This is a genomic window from Tepidibacillus sp. LV47 (assembly GCF_048381575.1).
Taxonomy (GTDB): domain Bacteria; phylum Bacillota; class Bacilli; order Tepidibacillales; family Tepidibacillaceae; genus Tepidibacillus.
This window is the reverse complement of record NZ_JBLWIF010000007.1, coordinates 42,165-65,652: the sequence shown is the minus strand read 5'-3', so window position 1 is coordinate 65,652 and position 23,488 is coordinate 42,165. Positions and strand designations below refer to the sequence as shown.

Below are 23,488 nucleotides of genomic sequence, written 5' to 3'. Positions count from 1 at the left end.
CCTTAAAATTTTAGATAAGGAGCTTGTCGGCATACGCTTGGCATGCTCCTTTTTAATGCACCAACTGTTGTGATTCCTCGCTCTTCTAATTGATCCAAAAAACATAGAAAAAGTTTAGCAGTCATCTTTGCATCGCCAAGTGCAGTATGGCGGTCAATAATTGGGATTTGATAATATGCTAATAACCGATCCAACTCATGAGACTCCCATCTTGGATAGAGATGAAAGGAAATATTCATAGTATCGATAATCGGTTGTCGTACTTTTAGTCCTAAATGTTTTTTAAGTGCAATATTTAAAAAGTGGAGGTCAAAATCGGCACTATGGGCAACTAAGTAGGATTGATGAGCGAATTTGAGAAATTGGTATATTGCTTCTAAGATGAAAGGTTGATCTTTTAATTGTAGGTTCGTAATTCCTGTTAAGATTTCAATTTCTTTGGGGACTTCTCTTAAAGGATTTACATAAGTATGAAATGTTTCTGTGATTTGCCCTCTGACAAGCTTGACTGCCCCTATTGCAATAATCTGATCCCCTGCATAAGGATGAAAACCTGTTGTCTCCGTATCAAAGACGACATATTCGATTTCTTTTAAGCGATGATCAGGGTCGACCATTTCTTTTTTAGGAATGAGTAATGGTTGAATCTCATGAAAAAGTTGATGATTTTTCTTTAACAATGCCATACATTAAAACCCCCTCAAATGTGAACCAGGCATTGCCAAATGGCGAATGGACCATTGTTGAAACCAACGGGCTGTCATTAGTGCTTTTTTTAATTGAATCCGCTCTTTTTTTGTTAAATGGTGAGGATTGATAAAGGAATCAACATGTTTTATTCGCAAAATGATGAAATCATCAAAGGCTTGAGTAATTTCATCTGCTTCATCGAAAGTGAGTATTCCTTTTTCTTTTAATGCCTCGATCCTTTCCCAAGAACTCGTTTCCATAATTCCATATTTAAAAGCTAACATTCGCAAGCCATTGACAATATGCAAGATCCCACCATGTTTCATATCGATTTTCCCTTGTTGTTCTCCTTTTCTGGTTATAAATCGACCAAAACGATTGATTGGAACTTCAATTCTCGATTCATCTTCAGCAAGTAAGTGAAGGAAAATAGGTGGCTGTGATTGATCGAGGAAAACATTTCGAAGTTGTTCAGCAAGATAATAATCTCCATAAATCGGGCGGAAATCAAAGAAAATAGTAAATTGGCGAATCATATCTGGACTGCGTTTTTGATACCATAAATGAATCGAGTTGATCCATTGACTAAGGCTCTTTCTCCACTTTGGATTGGTTGCCATGACTCCACCTGTACATTTGGGGAAACCATATTGGTCCAAGTAGGTGACAATCTTTTCAGCTAATTTTGTAAAATATTGATCAACCTTTTTTTCCTCTTCTTCTGGAACATCGGCATAAACAATGGCATTATCTTGATCCGTTTGTAAGGTTTGTTCTTTGCGCCCTTCACTTCCTAGACTTAACCAACAATACGGGACCGGTGGAGTACCATACCCATCCCTTATCATCTCTTTTTCAGCAATCGAAATGATTTTCTTCGTCACTCGTTCATTCATCTCTGTAATAATGGCAGCTAATTCTTTAGGAGTAGCATGTTGTTGGATCATTTCTTGTAGCATTTGATTGACTTGAGATTTTATCGGCATAAGTTCTGCTAACGTAGTCGCCGATTCAATTTCTTTGATCAAGCGAAAACTATGATTCGAAAAGGAATGGATTAAATTTTTGGTGGAGACAATCCCAACTACATTTTCTTGATCAACAACAGGTAGATGTTTGATGTTATGTTTTAACATAAGATGTAGCGCATCGAAATAGAAAGCATCAGGAGATATGGTAACAAGCGGGGAGGTCATGATTTCTTTTGCTTTAATCGTAGTTTTATCACTCGAATGATGATTATATAGCATAGTAAAAGCTTGAATCAGATCTTTTTCTGTAATAATACCAATTGGGGATTGGCGTTCATTAAGAACAATGATTGACCCAACCCTCTGGCGAAGAATGGTTTCTGCTATTTCTAATAGATGATCATCTTTTTGGCAAGTAAGAACAGGCTGACTCATGAATTCAATGACTTTCTTTCGGTAAGGTGAACCTTTTTGATTTTTAAAAGAGATAGATGTTTCTTTTTCCAAATGTTTATATAACTCTTGAAGACGCTTTGTAATTAATCGAGCAACTTCTTCGGTAAAAAAGGGGTATTTTGCCATTAAAGATTCAAAAATCGTAATCGGTACGAGTAAAAATTCCACCTCATTGACAGCCTGAATGGTATATGAGAATCCTTCACCAGACATTGCATGAATCAGCCCAAAAACTTCTCCTTTGCTATAGGTTTTGATGGTGATTTCTTCTTGGGAATCATTTACGATCATATTTTTGGCTAATCCATTTAGAACCACAAAAAGGTGATCTACCTGTTTCTCGTTTTGATGAACGACAATTTGCTGCTCTTCAAAACGGACTTGTTGAGAGACTGAGATGATTTTTTTAATTTCCTCATCAGGTAAATGGGAAAATGGAGGTATTCCTTTTAAAAATGAAAGCAGAGTAGTTGTCATAACAACATCTCCTATTCAGGATACCGATCCTTCTTGCTACAAGGTAAACCGGTTTACAATTTTTTCTAATGATAGTGTTTGATTTTTCAAATTTTCCGCATCCTTTGTTAGTTGAATGACATCATGGCTATGCTGTTCCATGGCCGAACTTACTTCTTTGGCCGCATGGGTAAAAGAATAGGAAATATGCATGATTTCTTTGATCGAACGTTCGATATTTCGATAGTGTTCCATTAACTGATAGGATTGGAATTCATTTTGTACCACATTTTCTTTCGTATGAACGACGACATCATTAAGATGCTCAATCGCAGTTCCTGCTTGTTTGACAAGTTCCATTCCTTTTTCCATCTCTTCTACTCCATGTAAAACAGATTGAACTGATGATCTACTTTCTGCATTTACCTGTTCTAATAGGTGAAGAACTTCTTTGGCAAAGCTTGTTGTTTCTTCAGCTAGGTTTCGTATTTCTTCAGCAACAATGGCAAATCCACGACCCTCTTCCCCTGCATGAGCAGCTTCAATGGATGCGTTAAGTGCTAAAAGATTGGTTTGTTTTGCAATTTTCGTGATCGCAGAAACTTTTTGCGAGATCTCAGTCATTCGTTGATTCATTCGTTGACTTGCAAGAGAAGACGCATGAATTAATTCCCTTATTTTTTCCATCTGTTTTGAAGTTTGTTGCACAGCTTCTGTACCATTTTTTGCAGTATTTGAAGCGTTTTGCGAGAGTTCAACACTAGTTTGAATGGATGATTGAATGGATTTCGTGATCTGAAGTGCATCTTGAATATTTTGTTCCATATGGGCGAGAGCTTGTAATTGGGTTTCGGTACCAGCGCTGAATTCTTCCATTGTAGATGTTAGTTCTTGAAAAGTTTCAGATAACTGTTCTATATAATTGGCCTGTTTGACCGTGAAGCTTTTCGTATGAAACGTAGCATTTTTTAATTCAGTTAAGATGGTATGCATACCAATTGCGATTTTATTTAATTCATATCCCATTTGGTGAAACTGATCTTTCCAAAATGTTTTCTTTACTCTTTTCGTAAGATCACCTGCTGAAATAGCTCTCGTCATTTGATGCCATTGTTCAATTGCTTTAACCATGAATAATTGAAACCATGTAGAAACAATGAGAGAACTAATCAGACCAATAAGGAGGGAGAGCAAACTTCTTTCAAAATGAAAAAATGATAAACTAATGAAGGTAACGAGCAAAGGAAGGAGTCCCAACGCGTAAATTGATGGACGTAAGTATGGTTTGTTGACAATTCGACCTAATCGTAAGTTATACGAATGGTTTTGATCTCGATAAACAGGACAAGAGGCATCGATAAGGAGTTCCCCTGTATTGCGATGATAAATCTGAAGTAAAGGTTTTTTGGTTTTGGCTGATTTTTGCCCCACTTCATCATCAAAATGGGTTCCTTCCCGTAAGCGGTTAGTATGGATAATTCCCCAACCATTTTCATCGACGAGCACAAAATATTCATCTTTTCCTAAAAATTGTTCCAAAAGCTCGCGTATTACTTTTTCATTTGTTACAAGGTCTGGATCTTTTTCAATGATGGGAGTAAGTTTTTCGCCGACGTGAATAACTTTTTTTAGTGCTTGTTTGGCTTGTTTACCTTGAAGAGATTTTTTACGATTCAACATTGTCCCTCCTTTTGTGAAGCAAGTTTTGTTTCATTATATGATTAGATTCGGCATAAAAGCATGGATTCCTCTGAAATTTTTTTAAATTTTCCGATATTTATATTTATAATAAAAAAGAGATGACATTTCGTCACCTCTTTTATTTACCTTTCATGTATTTAAGCTTGGCTTAATTCATTTTTCACTTGTTGAATCTCTTGTGGAGTTGCAGGTTGTGCGGGTTTGTAATACCCTTTTTGTGTTGCAACATTAGCTAAATCAAACTGAAATTGTTCGTCAGAATTGCGAATCTGTTGCAAGGTTTGTCTTAGTTGAGGATTTGAAGTTTCTGCTATTACACGTGCGTAATTTCCAAGGCTTCCTTTTAATTGGTTTAATACATCATTTACGATTTGTTTTTCTTGCATGATAATCCCCCTATTGTAAGAATGACATTAATTTTTGTTTGGTGTTTTGTGCGGATTGTGAAGATTGTTGTAACATTTGTTTGATTTGTGGGTCAGTAACTTGGTTCGCATATTCTTGTAATTTTTGATAACCTAAATCATGGGCACTGATTAATTCCCTTAGGTTCTGTAATTCCATTAGTGTAAGTTGTTGATGCATTACGACTTCTCCTTTCTGATTAAGAATACAATTGTAATTTGTGAAAAATCCATTTAATTTATTCTTCAAAATTGAATCATTTTTGGAGGAAAATGAAATTAGGCTCAATTTTGGCAGAAAAGTTGATGAAGAACATATTGGAGATATGGTAGAATGAATACGTTTAACAGTGAAATCTTAACAAATGGTATCTTAAAGAGATTTAAAAGGGGAGGGACAAATGATTACAATTAGAGGACATCATCTTCTCTGTATCCATGGATTTCAGGGAATGGGTTATAGTGAAACCTTTGTGAAGGAAATGGAAAAAATTTCATTAATATTACGGGATAATTTAAACAATACCGATATACTCATCCGTGTTGTGAATCAGCTAGACGATGTCTGTCAAAGTTGTCCACATCGTGGAAATAACAAGTGTGTTCAAGATGAGAACTCCAATCAACATGTTACTGAAATGGATCAAAAGGTGATAAAAAAGTTAGAACTTGAAGCAGGTAGGATCTATAGCAAAAGAGAACTATTACAAAGGACAAAAGAAAAAATAGAACCAAACGATCTAGATGTAATTTGTGAAGGATGCTCATGGTTAGGCTATGGCGTTTGTAAAGAGGGTATTGAACGGTTAAAAAGGCAAGAGTTTTGATTTCTGATGCAAGGAGGAGTGATATCGATGTCAAAACCAATATATGATAAGAAAAAACAACTCCAATATATTAAAGATAAATTGCAATTAATTACATATATGGTTGATCAATTAAATCCTGATTCAATTCAGTTGGAGGATTTTCAGTATATTGCTGAAGAATTAAAAGATTTAATTGTCAAAACCAATATGTTTCATTTCCGTCATGAAACGGCAAAAAAAGAAGGAGTAACCGTAAAATAGGCTATCCTTTCTAAAAATAATTAGATTATTTCTATAAATGGTTAGTCAGCTTGTTTCTTTCTTACATTTCCCCACCATGTGCGAAGATAAGGAATGACCCAACGGTCCAAGCCAATACGTCCTGCATTAAAACCTGCTACAATGATAAAAATACTGAGTAGTACCATTTGGGGATTAGAGCTAACCGTACCGCTAAAAAGGAAAGAGAAGTTCATCATCATGCCAAAGAAGATTGCTGCTGTTGTTAAACAACCAAGAATAAGTCCTAAACCTACTAAAAATTCACCCCAAGGAATTGCAAAGTTAAAGAATCCAATATTTGGTAAGGCAAAATTCTCAATAAAGCTACCCCACCATTGAGATACAGATGGATGTTCTCCACCCATTTTCTTTAAAGCTCCTTTTAAAAATCCTGATGCGTCAAATGGACCTTCACCAGTTAGTTTTTCCCATCCTGCTGTCATCCATTGCCACCCAAGGTACAGCCTTAAGATCAAGAGAATGATTGAGGCGTAAAAATTTTCTCGAAGCCAACGTACCACCATAAAGTCCCTCCCATCAGATTTAATTTTGCAAGGAATAATTTTTTTATCCCCTTGCATTATATATATAAGAATGACTTTTCAAACCTAGCACAATCTTACCCATTAAGCCATAATTTGTTCACAAACTTTTGAACAAATCATTACAATTTGAATTTGTTATGAAAAAACACATCTTTTTTATGTAAAGTGATAAATGTAGGAAAGAAAAAGGAGGAATCTTTGATCATGAATAATCACAGCAAAATTGTCGTTATAGGGAGCGGTGCAGTTGGTTCTACTTTTGCTTATACAGTTCTTTTAAAAGGGTTAGCCAATGAATTAGTGATCATTGACAAAAACAGAGATAAGGCTGAAGGGGATGCCCTAGATTTAAACCATGGTTTACTTTTGGCACAACCTATGAAAATATATGCTGGAGATTATCCCGATTGTAAAAATGCAGATATTATTGTCATTACTGCAGGGGCAGCTCAAAGACCTGGCGAGACTCGTCTTGACTTATTACAAAGAAATGTTTCCATCTTCCAAGAGATCTTTTCAGAAGTGATGAAATATAACCAAGAAGCGATCTTCTTAATCGCAGCAAATCCTGTGGATATACTCACATATGTCAGCATAAAACTATCAAATTTACCAAAAGAACGAATCATCGGTTCAGGTACATTATTAGATAGTGCTCGTTTTCGCTATTTGATATCGGAAAAGATGAATATCGACCCAAGAAGTGTTCATGGTATGATCATCGGAGAACATGGGGATAGTGAGGTACCGGTTTGGAGCTTATTAAATATTGCAGGAATCAATCAAGAAAAAGCAGATGCTGCCTCTCGATGCTATTTGTCAACAGAAGATAAGGAAAAAATCTATCAACAAACCAAAAATGCTGCATATCAAATTATTGAAAAGAAAGGGGCTACTTACTATGCCATCGCCCTTTCGTTAGCTAGAATTTGTGAGGCAGTCTTGGGTGACCAAAAATCGATCCTTCCTGTTTCCGCTTATTTAAGCAACTATAAAGGAATTGATGATGTCGTTTTAGGAATTCCAAGTGTAGTAGGAAGAAATGGGATTGAAGAAGTGCTTGATATCCCCCTTTCTGAAAAAGAAGAGAAATTATTAAAACAATCAGCAGACCAATTAAAACGTTTTATCGCCCAAATTACTTTACCTTCGGAGAAATAAAATTTTATACATAATCATATGAATTTCGATCTTCTTTTTTTCGACAAGAAAGAGTTTTTTTCTTTTGACTACTCTCTTCAAAAAAATGAAATGGCTTGTATGTTCTAACGCTGCTCCTAACCTTACGGCTTTCTTTGAATAAACAGTCGAAAAGAAAGCTCGCTAGCGAAAGTCACAACTTATAGAACATACAAGCCTCTTTTTATCTAGTAAAACGAATGAAACAAAATTTATACTTCTAATGAAAAAAGAAAACAATAAAAAGAAGATCAATAAATGGGGTGAGTTGATGAATTTTCATATACCGCTAGATCATGGAATTGATTTCGTTGGCGATGTTCATGGCTGTTATGATGAGTTAATAGAAGGAATGGATCGTTTAGGTTATGAAAGACAACCAGATGGGTCGTACCGCCATCCAAATGGGCGCAAGTTGTTATTTCTAGGCGATATGATGAGTCGCGGTCCTAATTCTCTAAAAGTAATGCGGCTTGTGATGGAAATGGTGAAGAACAAGCAAGCCTATGCCATCGATGGAAACCATAATTGGAAAGTGGTTCGCTACCTAATGGGAAGAAATGTCACAATGGCTAACGGGGATGAACGATTTGTTGAAGAACTTGAACGATACGAAAAAGAACATGGGAAAGAAAAGGCTGAAGTCTTTAAAGAAGAAATGAAAAAATTCTTATTATCTTTGCCCTCTCATTACATCATTACAGATAGAGGGAAAGATCTAGCAGTCGCCGTTCATGCAGGAATCCGTGATCAAGATATTGGCAAAGATACTCATGCGATCCGTTCGTTTACTCGTTATGGCGATACAGATGGTGTTGATGAAAAAGGGAGACCAATCCGTAAAGACTGGACCGTGAATCATCGCAATGATCTACTGATTATTTGGGGACATGATCCTAAGCCAGAGGCAAAAGTCATTAATCGCACCATCAACATTGATCAGGGTTGTGTCTTTGGTGGGCGATTAACATTTTTGCGTTATCCTGAAATGGAGATTGTGCAAGTGGATGCCAAAGAGAATTATGCCAATGATCAAGAACACCCGATTACCAAACACTTTGGCAGAGCGTAAGTTTTTTTCTAAACCTATGATCCCAAAAGAAAAAGTGATATGATGGGAATAACAGATTTTAGCAATTTTTTAGAAGAAGGAGGAAAGTGTCATGTTAGAACAGCAGAAGAAATCCTTACCAAAAAGGAGCGAAATTGATCCCAAATATAAATGGGATCTTGAAGCCATCTATGCTACAGATCAGGACTGGGAAAATGATTTTAGAAAAGCAAAAGATTTGGCCGATCAATTAAAAGAATATGAGGGAAAGCTTCAGAACTCACCTCAAGTTTTACTCTATGTTTTAAGATTATCGGATCAAGTTTCTGAATTGGTTGAACGGATTTTTGTTTATGCGAGAATGAGAAAAGATGAAGACAATACCAATGCCAAATATCAGGCACTAGCTGATCGAGCTAGTAGCCTTAGTATCGAGGTAAATAGCGCAAGTTCCTATATAGTTCCAGAAATTTTAGCGATGCCAACAGAAACGTTAGAAAAATATATTCAAGAAGAAAAAGGACTGCAACTGTATCGACAATATTTAGATGAAATCATTCGTACCAAACCTCATGTCTTATCGACAGAAGAAGAAAAATTATTGGCACAAGTTGGTGAAGTAGCACAAGCGCCAGATCATATCTTTGGAATGTTAAATAATGCCGATATTAAGTTCCCAACGATTAAAGATGAAAATGGGGAAGAAGTGGAGTTAACCAAAGGCCGTTACATTCAATTTATGGAAAGCGAGGATCGCCGAGTTCGCAAAGATGCCTTTGAGGCATTATATCAAACCTATGGAAGTTTGAAAAATACTTTTGCTGCAACCTTAAATGCGAATGTAAAGAAAAATGTCTTTTATGCCAAAGTAAGAAAATATCCATCCGCTTTAGTGGCTTCACTTGATGATGATAATGTTTCCCAAGAGGTTTATGATAACTTGATCGCGACTGTACATAAGAATTTAGATTTGATGTATCGTTATGTGAAACTGCGTAAAAAACTTCTTTGTATCGACGAGCTTCATATGTATGACCTTTATAACCCGATTGTGAAAGATGTGAAAATCAATGTTCCTTACGAAGAAGCGAAGGAAATAGTGAAAAAGGGGCTAGCACCATTAGGTGAAGAATATCTCGCTCTATTACAAAAAGGATTTGAATCACGATGGATTGATGTTTATGAGAATCAAGGGAAGACAAGCGGAGCCTATTCATGGGGGGCTTATGGCACACATCCTTATATCTTGTTGAATTATCAAGATAATGTCAACGATTTATTTACATTGGCCCATGAACTTGGCCATTCTATGCACACTTACTATTCCCACACCAATCAGCCATATATTTATGCTCATTACAAAATTTTTGTCGCGGAAGTCGCCTCAACTTTAAACGAAGCACTATTAATGAATTACTTATTAAAAATAACGACGGATAAAAATGAAAAACTATATTATCTCAATCACTATTTAGAACAATTCCGTACAACGGTTTATCGTCAAACCATGTTTGCTGAATTTGAAAAAATGATTCATGAAAAAGTAGAATCAGGTGAGGCGCTAACACCAGAATTGTTAAATCAAATGTACCATGAATTAAATGTGAAATATTATGGTCCAGATATTGTAGTTGACGATTTAATTGATCTGGAATGGGCAAGAATTCCCCATTTCTATATGAATTTCTATGTTTACAAATATGCGACAGGATTCTCTGCAGCGATCAGTTTATCCCAACAAATTTTAGAAGAAGGTCAGCCAGCTGTAGAGCGGTATCTTAACTTTTTAAAATCAGGAAGCTCCGATTATCCAGTTAATCTCTTGAAAAAAGCAGGAGTCGATATGAATACCCCAGAGCCGATCCAAAAAGCTTTAGATGTATTTAGGGAAATTCTTGACGAAATGGAACAGCTCCTTAGGAACAAAGAGGCAAAGAATCAGCAAAAATCCATAGATTGATTTTATTTTTAAGTTTAGTAAAATTTTCTTTGTATTATTTTTGTATTATTTTTTATGACCTTTTTTAAAAATATTGGAGGTGTCGTCGTGGTCAGACCAGTACAATTTGATTACAGTAAAGCCAATCCTTTTTTAAAACAACATGAGCTTGATCAAATGAAAGATATGGTTAAAACCGCTCATCAAATGTTACATAACAAAACAGGGGCAGGGAATGATTTTGTTGGTTGGGTTGATTTACCTGTAAACTATGATAAAGAAGAATTTGAACGAATCAAACAAGCGGCGAAGAGGATCCAAGAGAACTCTGATGCCTTTGTTGTGATTGGAATTGGGGGTTCTTATCTAGGAGCAAGAGCAGCGATTGAAATGCTAACTCACAGCTTCTACAATCAATTACCCAAGGAAAAACGGAAAACCCCTGAAATCTATTTTGTTGGTCATCATATTAGTTCTACTTATACCAAGCATCTTTTAGAAATTATTGAAGGGAAAGACGTTTCCGTTAATGTCATTTCTAAATCAGGAACCACAACGGAGCCAGCTATTGCCTTCCGTATCTTTAAGGACTATCTTGAAAAGAAATATGGAAAAGATGAGGCCAAGAAAAGAATATATGCCACTACGGATCAAGCAAAAGGAGCATTGCGCAGATTAGCCGAAGAAGAAGGATATGAAACGTTTATTATCCCTGATGATGTGGGTGGAAGATATTCTGTATTAACGGCAGTAGGATTATTACCAATTGCCGTAGCCGGACTTAATATCGATCAAATGATGGCTGGGGCTAAGAATGCTTACGAGGAATATTCTAATGATGATCTTTCTCAAAATGAAGCGTATCAGTATGCAGTAGCAAGAAATGTGCTTTATCGCAAAGGCAAAACTATTGAGATCATGGTCAATTATGAACCAAGCCTTCATTATTTCTCTGAGTGGTGGAAACAACTTTTTGGGGAAAGTGAAGGAAAAGACCATAAAGGAATTTATCCTGCATCTGTCGATTTCACAACGGACCTTCATTCGATGGGACAATATATTCAAGAAGGTCGTCGTGATTTAATGGAGACTGTACTTGTGGTAGAACAACCAAAAGAAGAGATCACCATTGAAGAGACCTCAGATAATTTGGACGGCTTAAATTATTTAGCAGGCAAAACCATGGATTTTGTCAATAAGAAAGCCTTTGAAGGAACCCTTCTTGCCCATACCGATGGAAAAGTGCCAAATCTTGTGGTTCGATTAGATCAATTAAATGAGTTCACCTTTGGTCATTTAGTCTATTTCTTTGAAAAAGCATGTGGAATTAGCGGATATCTCCTTGGTGTCAATCCATTTGATCAGCCTGGTGTAGAAGCTTATAAGAAGAATATGTTTGCCCTTCTTGGTAAGCCTGGATATGAGGAAGAAAAAGCAAAATTAGAGGAAAGATTGAAATAAAAAAAAAATAAAAAAAATAACAAATTTTTATCTTGACGAATGATTCAATTCGTCTTAAAATCTTACATAAAATCAAAGATTTTAACGTTGCAATTCTTTAAATAATAAAAATACGTTAACAACGAGGAAGGAAAGTTTTGCTGTACGAGGATCACAGAGAGCCAGTGGGTGGTGCAAACTGGTAGAATCGACAGCAAAATAGCGCTCTGGAGTTGTCAAGCTGAACAAAGAGTAGGTTTGATCGGTGAAAGCCGTTATCGTTGTAGATAGTGTTTTTAACACTACCTACCGAGGTCGTTATTGCGAAATAACGGCGAATTAGGGTGGCATCACGGAAACTAGCCTTCCGTCCCTATTGGTAAAAAGACCAATGTGGGATTGGAAGGCTTTTCATTTTATGCAAAAGATTAATGGAGAAGAGGAGTGAAGAGGATGTTTAAAGAGTATCAACATCTGCGAATTCCTGGTCCAACGCCCATTCATCCAGAAGTAGGGCGGGCGATGGAACGTACCATTTTAGGCCATCGGAGTGGCGAGTTCTCGAAGATTTTTGCTGAAACGCTCAAGAAAGCCAAGAGGATTTTTCAAACGGAACAAGACGTATTGATTGTTGCTTCAAGTGGAACAGGAGCCTTAGAAATGGCTGTAGCCAATATTGTCGAACCAGGGGACAAAGTTCTCGTGATTGTAACAGGAGTATTTGGTGGCCGCTTTGCTAAAATTGCAAAAGCTTATCATGCAGAAGTGCTAACCGCCGATTTTGAATTTGGAACAGCCGCAGATCCCAATCAAATAAGAGAAATTCTAAAACAACATCCTGATATTAAAGCTGTCTTTGCAACCCATTGCGAAACCTCAACAGGAGTTGTCAATCCCATTCAAGAATTAGCCCATATCGTTAAAGAGACAAATGCTGTCTTTGTTGTCGATAGCGTCTCTGCTCTTGTTGGAATGGATCTCAAGTTTGACGAATGGGGAGTCGATATCGCAGTTACAGCGTCGCATAAAGCACTTGGATTACCTCCCGGTTTGGCTTTAATTGCGGTTAGTCAAAAGGCATGGAAGGTGATCGATGAAAATCAGGGTACTCGCTTCTATTTTGATTTACGCTCTTATCGAGATAATGCAGCTAAGGATACAACTCCATTTACCGGACCTGTTTCCCTCGTTTTTGGTCTTTCCAAATCTCTTGATTTGATTGAAGAAGAAGGGTTAGAACAAGGATTTAAACGCCATTTCTTATTAAGAAATATGGTTCGAGCAGCCGTTACTGCCTTAGGTTTAGAATTATTGGTAAAAAATGATCAGGATGCATCCTGCACTGTAACCGCAATTAAGGGAAATGAGCGTTTCGATCCTGAGAAATTAAGAAAAGTATTGCGTGAAGATTATAAGATTGTAGCAGCAGGTGGACAACAACATCTAAAAGGGCAAATTTTCCGCATAGGTCATATGGGTTATACCCATCCAATGGATATCTTAACCACAATTGCTGGATTAGAATTAGCGTTAAAACAAGTTGGTTATCCAGTAGAATTAGGTGCAGGAGTAAAAGCCGCACAGGAGGTATGGGCAAATGAAAAAAATATTGGTTAGTGATCCTATTTCTGAGATTGGTTTAAAAAAACTAAGAGAAGCAGAGGATATTGAATTAGATATCAAAACCGATTTGTCACCAGAAGAGTTAAGGAATATTATTGGAGAATATGATGGACTTTTAGTTCGGAGCCAGACAAAAGTAACCAAGGAGATTTTGGATGCTGCGACGAATCTGCAGGTGATTGGTCGAGCAGGGGTTGGCGTCGATAATATCGATGTACAAGCAGCGACGGAACGAGGGATCGTTGTCATTAACGCTCCAGATGGGAATACCATCTCTACTGCAGAACATAGCTTTGCCATGTTGATTGCCATGGCAAGATGGATCCCCCAAGCTCATCAAGATTTGAAACAAGGGATCTGGAATCGGAAGAAATATGTAGGGGTTGAATTAAACCGCAAAACCTTAGGGATAATTGGTATGGGAAGAATCGGTTCAGAAGTAGCAAAACGGGCAAAAGCGTTCAATATGAAAGTCATTGCCTATGATCCCTATATTACAAAAGAGCGAGCAGAAAAAATGGGAGTTATATTAGGTACTGTGGAAGATGTCGTGAAACAGGCGGACTTTATTACTGTGCATACTCCTCTTACAAAAGAAACAAAGTATCTCATTGATGACAAAGAATTTGCCATGATGAAAAAGGGCGTGCGGATCATTAACTGTGCTAGAGGTGGAATCATCCGCGAAGAAGCTTTACTTCGGGCGTTAAATGAAGGAATTGTAGCAGCAGCGGCATTAGACGTTTTTGAACAAGAACCGCCAAATGAAAGTCCTTTGATTAAACATCCCCATGTTGTGATTACTCCCCATTTAGGAGCTTCGACAGAAGAAGCCCAATTAAATGTTGCTATCGACGTGGCCGAAGAAGTTTACAATAAACTAACAGGCAAACCTTTCCGTAATGCGGTCAATATGCCATCGTTATCTCTTGAAACATTGAATCATGTACGTCCATATATCCAATTAGCAGAGAAATTAGGGATTATTGTTGAAAATGTGACCTTTGGGGCAATTGAAAAGGTAGAGATTAGTTTTTCCGGTGACATTGCTGAAAAAGAAATCGACATCTTAACACGAACCGTCTTAAAAGGAATTCTCTCTCAACATTTAGGAAGTGTAGGAGTCGTAAATGATGTCAATGCCCCAATCCTAGCCAAAGGGCGAGGAATTGATGTCGTTGAGAGTCGTACCTCAAAGACGCATGGTTTCACGAACTTGATGACGGTCAAAGTGAAAACGAACCATGAAGAAAAGTATTTATCTGGTACACTGTTAAATGGTTATGGTGCAAGAATTGTGAACTTTAATGGTTATACCATTGATTTCATTCCTGAAGGACATTTAATTGTTATGGAACATATCGATCAACCTGGAATCATCGGCAAAATGGGTACTATATTAGGCAATGCAAACATTAACATTGCTACAATGCAGGTTGGACGAAATGAAGTTGGCGGAAGAGCGATTGCCTTTTTAGGAGTGGATAAGGAAGTAGGAAAAGAGACGATTGAACAATTAAAACAAGTAGATTATGTGCAAAATGTATATCAGGTAGAATTGTAGAACTTTAAGGGGCTATTGGAAATGATCAAATGGCCCCTTTATATTTGACGCTAAACAATCATAAGCCCTGTTAGTAAAATGACAGGGCTATTTTTGTGTGCGGAAACGTATGGCGGACTCACCCCAACGGAACCATTTTCCGCTTTCTTTGTTCAAAAATACTTATCTGATTCACACCATAACTTTGCAAATAATCAATTCCCTTATCATAATCTTCTCCAACATGTTCAGGGCGGTGAGCATCAGAATTGATCATCATCGGAACTTGCGCCTTTGTTAACCGTTCCATTAATAGGGGGGCTGGGTATAGCTCACCTACAGGTTTTCTTAAACCAGCAGTACTCATTTCCACAGTGATTCCGCTTTGCTGAATCAATGGAACAAGACGGTCATAAAGAGACAATAGCTGTTCTTGTTCCTCTTTAGTTGGTCGATGGCCAAACACCTTAATCACATCCACATGGCCAAGAATATCAAAAAGTCCAGACTCCAATAATTTCTCAATCCGCCAGAAATATTCTTCATAAGTTTTGAGAATGGACCGTCGTTTCCATTCATCTCTCATTTCGGTTAAATCAAATCCCCAATCGTCAATCCAATGAACTGACCCGATTACAAAGTCCCAAGGATAAGGACGGAGAAATTCTTCGATCTCTTTTTCTTTCCCAGGGATATAATCCATTTCAATCCCTAATTTGACAGGGAGTCCTTTCTCTTTCCCTTGCAATACTAAATTCACATAATCATCGATATCCTCTGTTTGGCGCTTTGCAACCCAAGGATTGTACAAAATCGCCTTTGATTGAATAAATCGATACCCATGTTCCGAAAAACCTAAATCTGTAATTCCCCGTTGTTTTGCAACTTCTACATACTTTTCCAACCAATCGATGGTGTATGGCCCCGTTTCTAAATGGACATGATAGTCTGTAATCATTGTCAAAACCCCTTCATTGTTTTTTATCCATTTTAGCAAAATAGGTTTGAAACTTCGACCACTTTCTGTCATATAATCCGAATAAAAGAGCAATTTTCGCCAATAATATCTAGACGATAAGAAATATTTAAGTCTAGATCAAACAGTTGGGGAGCTTTTCATATGAAAAAAATCATCTTAATCCTTATTGATGCACTTATGCCTGAGGCACTAGAGAATGGAATAAAGTCTGGGAAAACTCCCGGCCTTAAATTTCTGATGGAAAATGGGGTGTATCAGCCTCATTGTGTAACCTCATTTCCAACAATGACAGCTTCTGTTGATTCCTCCTTAATGACGGGGACCTATTCAGATCAGCATAAGATCCCTGGATTGGTTTGGTATGACCCTAAAGAAAAACGCATCATCAACTACGTCAATGGAGCAAAAACGGTTCTCGCTTTAGGTATTCGAAAAGCTGCAAAAGATGTCCTTTATCATCTTAATCAAGTTCATCTTAATTCAAAAACAAAAACCATTTATGAAGAATTAGCCGATCATGGGAAAACCTCTGGTGCAGTTAATTTTATCATTCATCGGGGTCGAACCGTACATACCTTAAAACTGCCTTTTCTTTTAAATCTGATTACTAGGTTTTCGTTACAAAATAAGAAAATAAAAGCTGCCGATATTCTGAGTATCGGTGCATTGCATAAACCCCGTTTTCCTGGCAGAAAAATCTTTTGGAACTGGAATCAATCAGTATTTTCACATTTTGGAATCAATGACAATTATACAACGGAAGTGGTGAAATTTATTATTGAAAGTGGGCACCAACCAGATTTTTTAATGGTTTATCTTCCTGATCACGATCATTATTTACATAAACATATTGATCAGCCTTTACCCAGTTTAGAGAAAGTCGATCAAAAAATTGTTCAGATCTTAAATTTATTTGGAACTTGGGAACAAGCTTTAAAACAGAACACGTTTATTATTATTGGCGATCATGGTCAAACAAAAATTGGAAAAACCCAAAACCATAATATTGATTTAGATCAAATCTTAGCCCAATTTCAAGTCGTGAAATTAGGGAAAAAAGTTCATCCTAACGATCAGCTAGTGATTGGAAATAATGAACGAATGGTGTATCTTTATCCATTAAAGAAAGAGATTGAAAAGGATCTATTAAACGTTTTACTGCAAGATGAGCGAATTGATTTTATAGCGAGAAAAGAAGGAGAAACTGTTATTGTGGAAAATCACAAGGGTTTGAAACTTCGTTTTGCCAAAAATGGAGCTTATCAAGATCCCTATGATGTCAATTGGCATGTGGATGGAGATTTAGGGGTTTTAGATGTGAGGCTTGATGGAAATACGATAGAATTTGGCGAGTACCCAGATGCTTTTTCTCGTTTATACGGGGCATTATTCTCCCAAGATGTTCAAATGTTTGTTTTAAATGCAAAACCTTCCTATGAATTTATTACCAAGACATTCCCTGTTCATCTCGGGGGTGGAAGTCATGGTTCTTTACATAAGACAGATTCAATTGTCCCTTTATTGGTAGCTGGTGCAAAGAAATGGCCAAAACCAAACACAAGGATTGTTGATCTTAAACAATATATTCTTGATTTGTTAGAGGTTCCTACAACATAATCAATAGCGGTAGAACATACAAGCCTAAATGATCTGAACTTGTACAGAAATGGGATAATGATCAGACAGGTTTATTTTGAATACATCGTAATCAATGACGCGAATGTTCGCTGAATGAAAGATATAGTCAATCCGTTGTTTAGAAAAGGGCATCGTGGGTAAATGCCCTTTTTTCATCGTTAGAGCGGCGTCAAAACAACCAAATCGATCAAGTGAGAGAGAGGGTGTATTGAAATCCCCCATCAAAAGAAAAGGGGAAGTAAGTGCCTGAATATATTCAGTGATTCGCTGAAGTTGCTGAATTCTCTCTACATAAGACAAGCCTAAATGGGTATTTAAAATATGAACCTTTCTCTCGTTCACCTGTATTACAGTATCTAAAAGGCCCCGTTGTTCTTTTTGACTTGGGAGAAAAAGATGTGAAGTAGACAAGATGGGAAAACGACTAAAAGTAGCTAGGCCATAGTTGCCATTGCCAATAGGTACATGAGGGGCAAAACGGCCTGTAAGTTTGAGGGCGTTTTGTAAAGCGGTAAATTGGTATCCGCGTTTATTATTTTCATTTATCTCTTGGATGGTGATAATATCGGCATCTTGATCGGCTAAAAAACGGATTAAAGGGCGAAATGTCGGGACTAGCCAAAAATTCTTTCCACTATGGATATTGTAACTTATGATTTTTAACAGGTTGTGCTGGTTAACCATTTGTTGAATCTCCTTCCCATAGAAGAACAATCATACTATACTATAGTATGAGTATAGGGTTATAATACCATTCAATCATAGATAGGAGCTTTGGGCCATGAGAAGGGTTCAAGTCATTGCACATCGTGGAGCTTCAGCCATTAGTCCAGAAAATACAATGATTGCTTTTCAAAGGGCGATTGACATTGGAATAGATGCAATAGAAACTGATGTTCAAATGACAAAAGATGGGCACCTTGTTCTCATCCATGATGAGCGTGTAGATCGAACGACAAATGGGAGTGGATTTGTAAAAGATTATACGTTAAACGAACTTAGAAAACTTGATGCAGGAAGTTGGTTTTCCTCTGTTTACCAGAACGAAAAAATACCGATGATCGATGAATTTTTTACTTTGATCAAATCAACCGATATATGGGTAAATGTTGAGATCAAAAATGGCTACTTTATGTACCCGGGAATCGAAGAAAAGTTGGTTAAAAAAATAAATGAATATGGTTTGATTTCTCGTGTCGTTGTTTCTAGTTTTAATCATTATTCTTTATTAAAAATCCATCAAATTGCCCCTTACATCAAAACGGCAATACTCTATATGACAAACCTATTTGAACCATGGAACTATGCGCGAATGATCGGTGCAAGTAGTTTGCATCCATATAAAAAATCCTTGTCGAAAGAGATTGTTGATTATGCCCATCAAATGGGATTCACGGTCTATCCTTTTACTGTTGATGACAAGGAAGAGATGAAGAATTTGATTCAAATGGGAGTCGATGGTATCATGACGAATGTGCCAGACCGATTGATTTTGCTCATTCGTGAATTAGGAGGAGAAGCATGAGACTACGCAGAAAACCATGGGTTAAAGATGAAATTTTCCAGTATACTTCTTATTCTGTAAAAGAACCAAGGGAATGGAAAGGAAAATGGAATGAACTCTTTGGAAATAGCCATCCCATTCATGCAGAGTTTGGTACGGGAAGAGGGCGTTTTATTACGATACTAGCTGAGCAAAATCCTCATATTAATTATATTGCCCTTGAGCAAAAACAAGAGGTGCTTGTACAAGCTGTTCGTAAAGCTGTAGCACTTGAACTGAAGAATATCCGCTTTATTTTAGGGAATGTGAATTCTCTTTTAGAATTTTTATCACCAAATGAAATTGAAAGAATTTATTTGAATTTTGTCGACCCATGGCCAAAAAAACGACATGCAAAACGCCGGTTAACCCATCACAATTATTTAAATATGTATCAACAAATTTTACAAAAAAATGGGTCGATTCATTTGAAAACTGACAATGAAATTCTATTTGAATTTTCTTTAAATGAATTTAGTAACCATCCATCCTACCAATTGCATGATATATCGCTAAACTTATATCGCAATGAAGAAAATCTAGAGAAATATGTGCAAACTGAATATGAGATGAAATTCATTGAACAAGGCAAACCCATCTATCGACTCGAGGCGACATTGATCTAGTTAAGAAACTGGCTTGTATGATTCTATAAGCTGCGACTTTCGTGAGCGAGCTTTCCCATTTGCTGTTTATTCATGGAAAGCCGTAAGGTTAGGAGCAGCGTTAGAACATACAAGCCTTTTTTACCGCAAACTATTTCGTTGCAAGATTCTGTGGATCACTGACCGATGCAACATCTGAAATGGATGGTAATTTTTCACCATTTAAGATTTTCTTTGCTCGATTTTCGTCAAATTCTTTTTCCCATTTTGCAACAACAATGGTAGCGACACCATTACCGATTAAATTGGTGATCGCACGAGCTTCTGACATAAAGCGGTCAACACCTAAGAGCAGTGTTAATGCAGCAACAGGTAATGTATGAATACTAGATAATGTAGCAGCAAGTGTAATGAATCCGCCGCCAGTAACTGCGGCAGCTCCTTTTGATGTTAACATGAGTACGGCTAAGATCGTTAATTCTTGACCAAGTGTTAATGGTGTATTGGTTGCTTGTGCGATGAAGATCGCAGCCATGGTTAAATAAATTGATGTTCCATCAAGGTTGAAGGAATAACCCGTTGGAATCACCATACCGACAACAGATTTGGAAGCACCAAGCTCCTCCATTTTTGTCATCATTCGCGGAAGAACCGATTCAGAAGATGAAGTTCCTAGAACGATAAAAATTTCTTCTTTTATATATTTTAAGTACTTCCAGATACTAAAACCATTCATTTTGGCAATTAGACCAAGAACGACAAATACAAACAATCCACTTGTTGTATAAACCCCTGCCATTAGTTTACCAAGTGAAACTAATGTATGAATTCCATATTTTCCAATCGTAAAGGACATTGCACCAAAGGCGCCTAAAGGAGCTAATTTCATAATCATACCGACAATACCAAATAATCCATGAGAGAATTGGTCGATGATATTGATTAAAGGTTTTGCTTTTTCTCCCATTGCAGATAATGAAAGCCCGAGCAAGATCGAAAATAATAAGACCTGTAAAATCTCTCCTTCAGCAAAAGCACCCACAACATTTGAAGGAATGATATTCATTAGGAATTCGGTTGTACTTAAATGTTTCGCAGCATTCGTGTAACTTGCGATTGCCGAAGCATCCATTGTTGAAACATCGGCATTGATTCCAGCACCTGGTTGATAAATTTTCACAACGATTAATCCAATGACAAGTGCAATTGTTGTAACCACTTCAAAATAGATCAATGCTTTTAGTCCGACACGCCCTACCTTTTTCATATCTCCCATATTGGCAATTCCCACAACAACGGTTGAGAAAATAATTGGAGCAATCAACATTTTGATCAATTTAATGAATCCATCACCTAGTGGCTTCATTTTCACCGCTACATCAGGATAGAAGAAACCAAGGAGTATTCCGATGAGAATAGCGACTAAAACGCGAAAATAAAGACTGTGATAAATTTTTTTCTTTTTTGTTTGTTCCATACTTACTCCCCCACTTTCAATATTAGGCGTAAAATTTCAAATATTTTCTCTCTTTCTAATAGCATTATAATACATAGGTTCTTATTTTGTACATGTAAATTATATGAATTATATATATTTTATTGTTATTCAAAAACAAATAATATTCATAAAATAACATAATTATTAAAATACTTAAAAAAATATTGCGTAAATTAATTTTCAGAATATAAAATAAAAATGTAACGGTTAGGTGGTCAGGACACCTAATGGTTGATCCGATAATAGCGAGGGAAGAAACTAGATTTTCTTAGGAGAGTTTTTATGATTTTTGAACCGATTAAAAAGAAAAGAGTTTATCAAATTGTTATTGAACGAATAAAATCTTCCGTTGAATCTGGGCAATTAAAGCCAGGGGATAAATTGCCTTCAGAAAGAGAAATGGCCAAATTACTACAAGTGTCTCGTTCTGCAGTTAGAGAAGCCCTTAGTGTTATGGAATACTATGGAATGGTGGAAATTAAAACAGGAATTGGGGTTTTTTTAGTTGAAGGTCAAATTCATCAACTATTAAATAAGATGAACATTCTACTGTTTGATGATGGAATACAATTGGTAGAAGTATTAGAAGTAAGACAAGGGATTGAATCACAAGCTGCTTATTTAGCTGCTAAAAGAGCCACTTTAGAAGATTTGACAAAGATAAAGAAAGCGCTTACAAAACTAGAAAAAGCTGTAATAGAAAATAAAATTGCGGCAAAAGAAGATTACGAATTTCATCGTGCTGTCGTTCAAGCGAGTAAAAATCAAATGCTAATGCAAATGATTTATCTTATTGCAGATTATTTTATCCTAGGACTAAACAAAAGCAGGGGGGAGTCTTTAAAAATACCGGGTAGAAGTCAACAAATTTTAAATGAACATAAAGAGATATATGATGCGATTGTCGCAAAAGATCCAAATCTTGCTAGTAAAAAGATGTGGGATCATTTAGAACATGTGAAGTCGAGGTTTAATTAAAGGGGAGGGATAAATAGAAGTTTAAGAAGGAGGTGACTTTTTTATTCATTCAATTTTATTACGAGGAAATTTTAAGCTTATTATTCTAAAGCCAAATTAAAATAAAAGAGAGGGAGAATGATGAGGAAAAAAGGGTTGAAAATTATAGCAATGATCGTAATGATCAGTATGATGGTTAGTCTGATTGGATGTTCATCATCATCCACTTCAGGTAATAGTGGGGGCGGTGTAAAATTTATTAATATTGCTACCGCTTCAACAGGTGGAACCTATTATCCAATTGGAGTAGGCATGGCGACCTTATGGACAGAAAAGTTGAAAGGGGTTAATGCAAGTGCCCAATCCTCGGCAGGTTCAGTAGAAAACATTGAACTATTAAGAAATGGGGAAGCACAACTGGCGATTTTTCAGGGACTAATTGGTTCTATGGCTTATCAAGGAAAAGGTATCTTTGAAGGGAAAAAATATGATGGATTGCGTTCAATTTCCATGCTTTGGCCAAATGTTGAACATTTTGTTTTAAAAGAAAATCTAGCTAAAACAGGAAACATTCTCGATTTAAAGGGATCAAATTTTTCCGTGGGACCGCAAGCAAGTGGAACAGAACAATCCACAATGGTTATCTTTGAAGGAGTCGGCCTTTCAAAAGCAGATATTAAACCTGATTATCTTGGTTATAATGATTCGGCTGAAGCTATAAAAGATGGTAGAATAAGTGGTGCATCAATGCCAGCAGGTATTCCCGTAGCAGCAGTTACTGATTTATATGCAAGTAAAGCCGGTGTTAAGATACTTGAGTTTACAGATGAACAATTAGCAAGTATTAACAAGTTGTATAATACTTGGTTCCGTTTCGTCATTCCTGTTGGAACCTATCCAGGTCAAAAAGAAGAGATTAAAACAATTGCTCAACCTAACTGGTTAGGTGTAGCCAATACAGTAGATGAAAAATTAGTTTACGATTTAACGAAGACTTTATTTGAAAATTTAGATTATATGTACTCTGTGCATAACAGTGCTAAGAATATTAAGTTGGAAACGGCCTTAAATGGTTTACCTGTACCATTACACATCGGGGCATATAAATATTTTAAAGAAAAAGGACTCAAGATTCCAGAATACCTAATACCGCCAGAAGCTAAATAAACGAAAATTAAA

General features: G+C 36.6%; 22 protein-coding genes and 1 other annotated feature. Of the genes, 13 read left to right on the top strand and 9 right to left on the bottom strand.

The window, feature by feature from the left end; all coding sequences use genetic code 11:
* Window positions 1-2: 2 nt before the first annotated feature.
* From ACMW72_RS09100 to ACMW72_RS09080, 5 genes are all read right to left on the bottom strand, one after another.
* Window positions 3-686 carry a PolC-type DNA polymerase III gene (locus tag ACMW72_RS09100; protein WP_418368520.1) on the bottom strand — a complete coding sequence of 228 codons (684 nt, stop codon included), beginning with the start codon at window positions 684-686 and terminating at the stop codon, window positions 3-5.
* Window positions 687-689: 3 nt separating this feature from the next.
* Window positions 690-2,594, bottom strand: coding sequence for a DUF294 nucleotidyltransferase-like domain-containing protein (locus ACMW72_RS09095; protein WP_418368519.1), 1,905 nt, complete (start codon window positions 2,592-2,594; stop codon window positions 690-692).
* A gap of 36 nt (window positions 2,595-2,630) precedes the next feature.
* Window positions 2,631-4,250, bottom strand: coding sequence for a methyl-accepting chemotaxis protein (locus ACMW72_RS09090; protein WP_418368518.1), 1,620 nt, complete (start codon window positions 4,248-4,250; stop codon window positions 2,631-2,633).
* A gap of 161 nt (window positions 4,251-4,411) precedes the next feature.
* Entirely contained in the window at window positions 4,412-4,660 is a 249-nt protein-coding gene (locus ACMW72_RS09085; protein WP_418368517.1) for a spore coat protein, read from the bottom strand.
* Between the two features lie 10 nt (window positions 4,661-4,670).
* Complete coding sequence (locus ACMW72_RS09080) at window positions 4,671-4,859, bottom strand: hypothetical protein (RefSeq protein WP_418368516.1); 189 nt, start codon at window positions 4,857-4,859, stop codon at window positions 4,671-4,673.
* Window positions 4,860-5,079: 220 nt separating this feature from the next.
* On the opposite strand from ACMW72_RS09080, the gene ACMW72_RS09075 reads away from it, so the two are divergent.
* On the top strand, window positions 5,080-5,505 hold the full coding sequence (locus ACMW72_RS09075) for a DUF1284 domain-containing protein (RefSeq protein ID WP_418368515.1): 426 nt from the start codon (window positions 5,080-5,082) through the stop codon (window positions 5,503-5,505).
* Window positions 5,506-5,532: 27 nt separating this feature from the next.
* Window positions 5,533-5,748, top strand: a complete 216-nt coding sequence (locus ACMW72_RS09070; RefSeq protein WP_418368514.1) for an SE1561 family protein — start codon at window positions 5,533-5,535, stop codon at window positions 5,746-5,748.
* A 41-nt stretch (window positions 5,749-5,789) separates the two neighbouring features.
* Here the strand turns inward: ACMW72_RS09070 and ACMW72_RS09065 are convergent, their stop codons facing one another.
* Window positions 5,790-6,293, bottom strand: a complete 504-nt coding sequence (locus ACMW72_RS09065) for a DoxX family membrane protein (protein ID WP_418368513.1) — start codon at window positions 6,291-6,293, stop codon at window positions 5,790-5,792.
* 225 nt (window positions 6,294-6,518) lie between these two features.
* Between ACMW72_RS09065 and ACMW72_RS09060 the strand changes: the two genes are divergently transcribed.
* The 6 genes from ACMW72_RS09060 (at window position 6,519) to serA (ending at window position 15,110) form a co-directional block, all read left to right on the top strand.
* Window positions 6,519-7,475, top strand: coding sequence for an L-lactate dehydrogenase (locus tag ACMW72_RS09060; protein WP_418368512.1), 957 nt, complete (start codon window positions 6,519-6,521; stop codon window positions 7,473-7,475).
* Window positions 7,476-7,764: 289 nt separating this feature from the next.
* Window positions 7,765-8,565 carry a metallophosphoesterase gene (locus ACMW72_RS09055; protein ID WP_418368511.1) on the top strand — a complete coding sequence of 267 codons (801 nt, stop codon included), beginning with the start codon at window positions 7,765-7,767 and terminating at the stop codon, window positions 8,563-8,565.
* 91 nt (window positions 8,566-8,656) lie between these two features.
* On the top strand, window positions 8,657-10,504 hold the full coding sequence (gene pepF / locus ACMW72_RS09050; RefSeq protein ID WP_418368510.1) for an oligoendopeptidase F: 1,848 nt from the start codon (window positions 8,657-8,659) through the stop codon (window positions 10,502-10,504).
* 87 nt (window positions 10,505-10,591) lie between these two features.
* Window positions 10,592-11,944: a glucose-6-phosphate isomerase gene (locus tag ACMW72_RS09045; RefSeq protein WP_418368509.1), complete on the top strand. Its 1,353-nt coding sequence runs from the start codon at window positions 10,592-10,594 to the stop codon at window positions 11,942-11,944.
* Between the two features lie 115 nt (window positions 11,945-12,059).
* Window positions 12,060-12,301 (top strand) — a binding site (T-box leader).
* A gap of 75 nt (window positions 12,302-12,376) precedes the next feature.
* The gene (locus tag ACMW72_RS09040) at window positions 12,377-13,540 is read left to right on the top strand and encodes a pyridoxal-phosphate-dependent aminotransferase family protein (RefSeq protein WP_418368508.1); all 1,164 of its coding nucleotides are present in this window, start codon (window positions 12,377-12,379) and stop codon (window positions 13,538-13,540) included.
* Window positions 13,521-15,110, top strand: coding sequence for a phosphoglycerate dehydrogenase (gene serA, locus ACMW72_RS09035; protein WP_418368507.1), 1,590 nt, complete (start codon window positions 13,521-13,523; stop codon window positions 15,108-15,110). The genes ACMW72_RS09040 and serA overlap by 20 nt, the downstream gene beginning before the upstream one ends.
* Window positions 15,111-15,228: 118 nt before the next feature.
* Here serA and ACMW72_RS09030 read toward each other — a convergent pair whose 3' ends face one another.
* Complete coding sequence (locus ACMW72_RS09030; protein WP_418368506.1) at window positions 15,229-16,047, bottom strand: histidinol-phosphatase HisJ family protein; 819 nt, start codon at window positions 16,045-16,047, stop codon at window positions 15,229-15,231.
* A 162-nt stretch (window positions 16,048-16,209) separates the two neighbouring features.
* Between ACMW72_RS09030 and ACMW72_RS09025 the strand changes: the two genes are divergently transcribed.
* A complete protein-coding gene (locus ACMW72_RS09025; protein WP_418368505.1) occupies window positions 16,210-17,685 on the top strand; it encodes an alkaline phosphatase family protein in 1,476 nt (491 codons plus the stop codon).
* Between the two features lie 24 nt (window positions 17,686-17,709).
* Here the strand turns inward: ACMW72_RS09025 and ACMW72_RS09020 are convergent, their stop codons facing one another.
* Window positions 17,710-18,390 carry an endonuclease/exonuclease/phosphatase family protein gene (locus ACMW72_RS09020; protein WP_418368504.1) on the bottom strand — a complete coding sequence of 227 codons (681 nt, stop codon included), beginning with the start codon at window positions 18,388-18,390 and terminating at the stop codon, window positions 17,710-17,712.
* A gap of 97 nt (window positions 18,391-18,487) precedes the next feature.
* Between ACMW72_RS09020 and ACMW72_RS09015 the strand changes: the two genes are divergently transcribed.
* Window positions 18,488-19,231 carry a glycerophosphodiester phosphodiesterase gene (locus ACMW72_RS09015; protein ID WP_418368503.1) on the top strand — a complete coding sequence of 248 codons (744 nt, stop codon included), beginning with the start codon at window positions 18,488-18,490 and terminating at the stop codon, window positions 19,229-19,231.
* Window positions 19,228-19,875: a tRNA (guanosine(46)-N7)-methyltransferase TrmB gene (trmB, locus tag ACMW72_RS09010; RefSeq protein WP_418368502.1), complete on the top strand. Its 648-nt coding sequence runs from the start codon at window positions 19,228-19,230 to the stop codon at window positions 19,873-19,875. The genes ACMW72_RS09015 and trmB overlap by 4 nt, the downstream gene beginning before the upstream one ends.
* 130 nt (window positions 19,876-20,005) lie before the next feature.
* Here the strand turns inward: trmB and ACMW72_RS09005 are convergent, their stop codons facing one another.
* Window positions 20,006-21,331: a dicarboxylate/amino acid:cation symporter gene (locus ACMW72_RS09005; protein ID WP_418368501.1), complete on the bottom strand. Its 1,326-nt coding sequence runs from the start codon at window positions 21,329-21,331 to the stop codon at window positions 20,006-20,008.
* Window positions 21,332-21,634: 303 nt separating this feature from the next.
* Between ACMW72_RS09005 and ACMW72_RS09000 the strand changes: the two genes are divergently transcribed.
* Both ACMW72_RS09000 and ACMW72_RS08995 read left to right on the top strand, forming a co-directional pair.
* Window positions 21,635-22,330, top strand: a complete 696-nt coding sequence (locus ACMW72_RS09000; RefSeq protein ID WP_132768624.1) for a FadR/GntR family transcriptional regulator — start codon at window positions 21,635-21,637, stop codon at window positions 22,328-22,330.
* Between the two features lie 120 nt (window positions 22,331-22,450).
* Complete coding sequence (locus ACMW72_RS08995) at window positions 22,451-23,476, top strand: TAXI family TRAP transporter solute-binding subunit (RefSeq protein ID WP_418368500.1); 1,026 nt, start codon at window positions 22,451-22,453, stop codon at window positions 23,474-23,476.
* The last annotated feature ends 12 nt before the right edge of the window (window positions 23,477-23,488 follow it).

Excerpts from the sequence above, each read along its gene's own strand:
- trmB (WP_418368502.1), top strand. The coding sequence starts at position 19,228 with ATGAGACTACGCAGAAAACCATGGGTTAAAGATGAAATTTTCCAGTAT.
- ACMW72_RS09005 (WP_418368501.1), bottom strand. The coding sequence starts at position 21,331 with ATGGAACAAACAAAAAAGAAAAAAATTTATCACAGTCTTTATTTTCGC.
- ACMW72_RS09080 (WP_418368516.1), bottom strand. The coding sequence starts at position 4,859 with ATGCATCAACAACTTACACTAATGGAATTACAGAACCTAAGGGAATTA.
- ACMW72_RS09000 (WP_132768624.1), top strand. The coding sequence starts at position 21,635 with ATGATTTTTGAACCGATTAAAAAGAAAAGAGTTTATCAAATTGTTATT.
- ACMW72_RS09020 (WP_418368504.1), bottom strand. The coding sequence starts at position 18,390 with ATGGTTAACCAGCACAACCTGTTAAAAATCATAAGTTACAATATCCAT.
- ACMW72_RS09055 (WP_418368511.1), top strand. The coding sequence starts at position 7,765 with ATGAATTTTCATATACCGCTAGATCATGGAATTGATTTCGTTGGCGAT.
- serA (WP_418368507.1), top strand. The coding sequence starts at position 13,521 with ATGAAAAAAATATTGGTTAGTGATCCTATTTCTGAGATTGGTTTAAAA.
- pepF (WP_418368510.1), top strand. The coding sequence starts at position 8,657 with ATGTTAGAACAGCAGAAGAAATCCTTACCAAAAAGGAGCGAAATTGAT.
- ACMW72_RS09060 (WP_418368512.1), top strand. The coding sequence starts at position 6,519 with ATGAATAATCACAGCAAAATTGTCGTTATAGGGAGCGGTGCAGTTGGT.
- ACMW72_RS09030 (WP_418368506.1), bottom strand. The coding sequence starts at position 16,047 with ATGATTACAGACTATCATGTCCATTTAGAAACGGGGCCATACACCATC.
- ACMW72_RS09015 (WP_418368503.1), top strand. The coding sequence starts at position 18,488 with ATGAGAAGGGTTCAAGTCATTGCACATCGTGGAGCTTCAGCCATTAGT.
- ACMW72_RS09040 (WP_418368508.1), top strand. The coding sequence starts at position 12,377 with ATGTTTAAAGAGTATCAACATCTGCGAATTCCTGGTCCAACGCCCATT.
- ACMW72_RS09100 (WP_418368520.1), bottom strand. The coding sequence starts at position 686 with ATGGCATTGTTAAAGAAAAATCATCAACTTTTTCATGAGATTCAACCA.
- ACMW72_RS09095 (WP_418368519.1), bottom strand. The coding sequence starts at position 2,594 with ATGACAACTACTCTGCTTTCATTTTTAAAAGGAATACCTCCATTTTCC.
- ACMW72_RS09065 (WP_418368513.1), bottom strand. The coding sequence starts at position 6,293 with ATGGTGGTACGTTGGCTTCGAGAAAATTTTTACGCCTCAATCATTCTC.
- ACMW72_RS09075 (WP_418368515.1), top strand. The coding sequence starts at position 5,080 with ATGATTACAATTAGAGGACATCATCTTCTCTGTATCCATGGATTTCAG.
- ACMW72_RS08995 (WP_418368500.1), top strand. The coding sequence starts at position 22,451 with ATGAGGAAAAAAGGGTTGAAAATTATAGCAATGATCGTAATGATCAGT.
- ACMW72_RS09070 (WP_418368514.1), top strand. The coding sequence starts at position 5,533 with ATGTCAAAACCAATATATGATAAGAAAAAACAACTCCAATATATTAAA.
- ACMW72_RS09085 (WP_418368517.1), bottom strand. The coding sequence starts at position 4,660 with ATGCAAGAAAAACAAATCGTAAATGATGTATTAAACCAATTAAAAGGA.
- ACMW72_RS09025 (WP_418368505.1), top strand. The coding sequence starts at position 16,210 with ATGAAAAAAATCATCTTAATCCTTATTGATGCACTTATGCCTGAGGCA.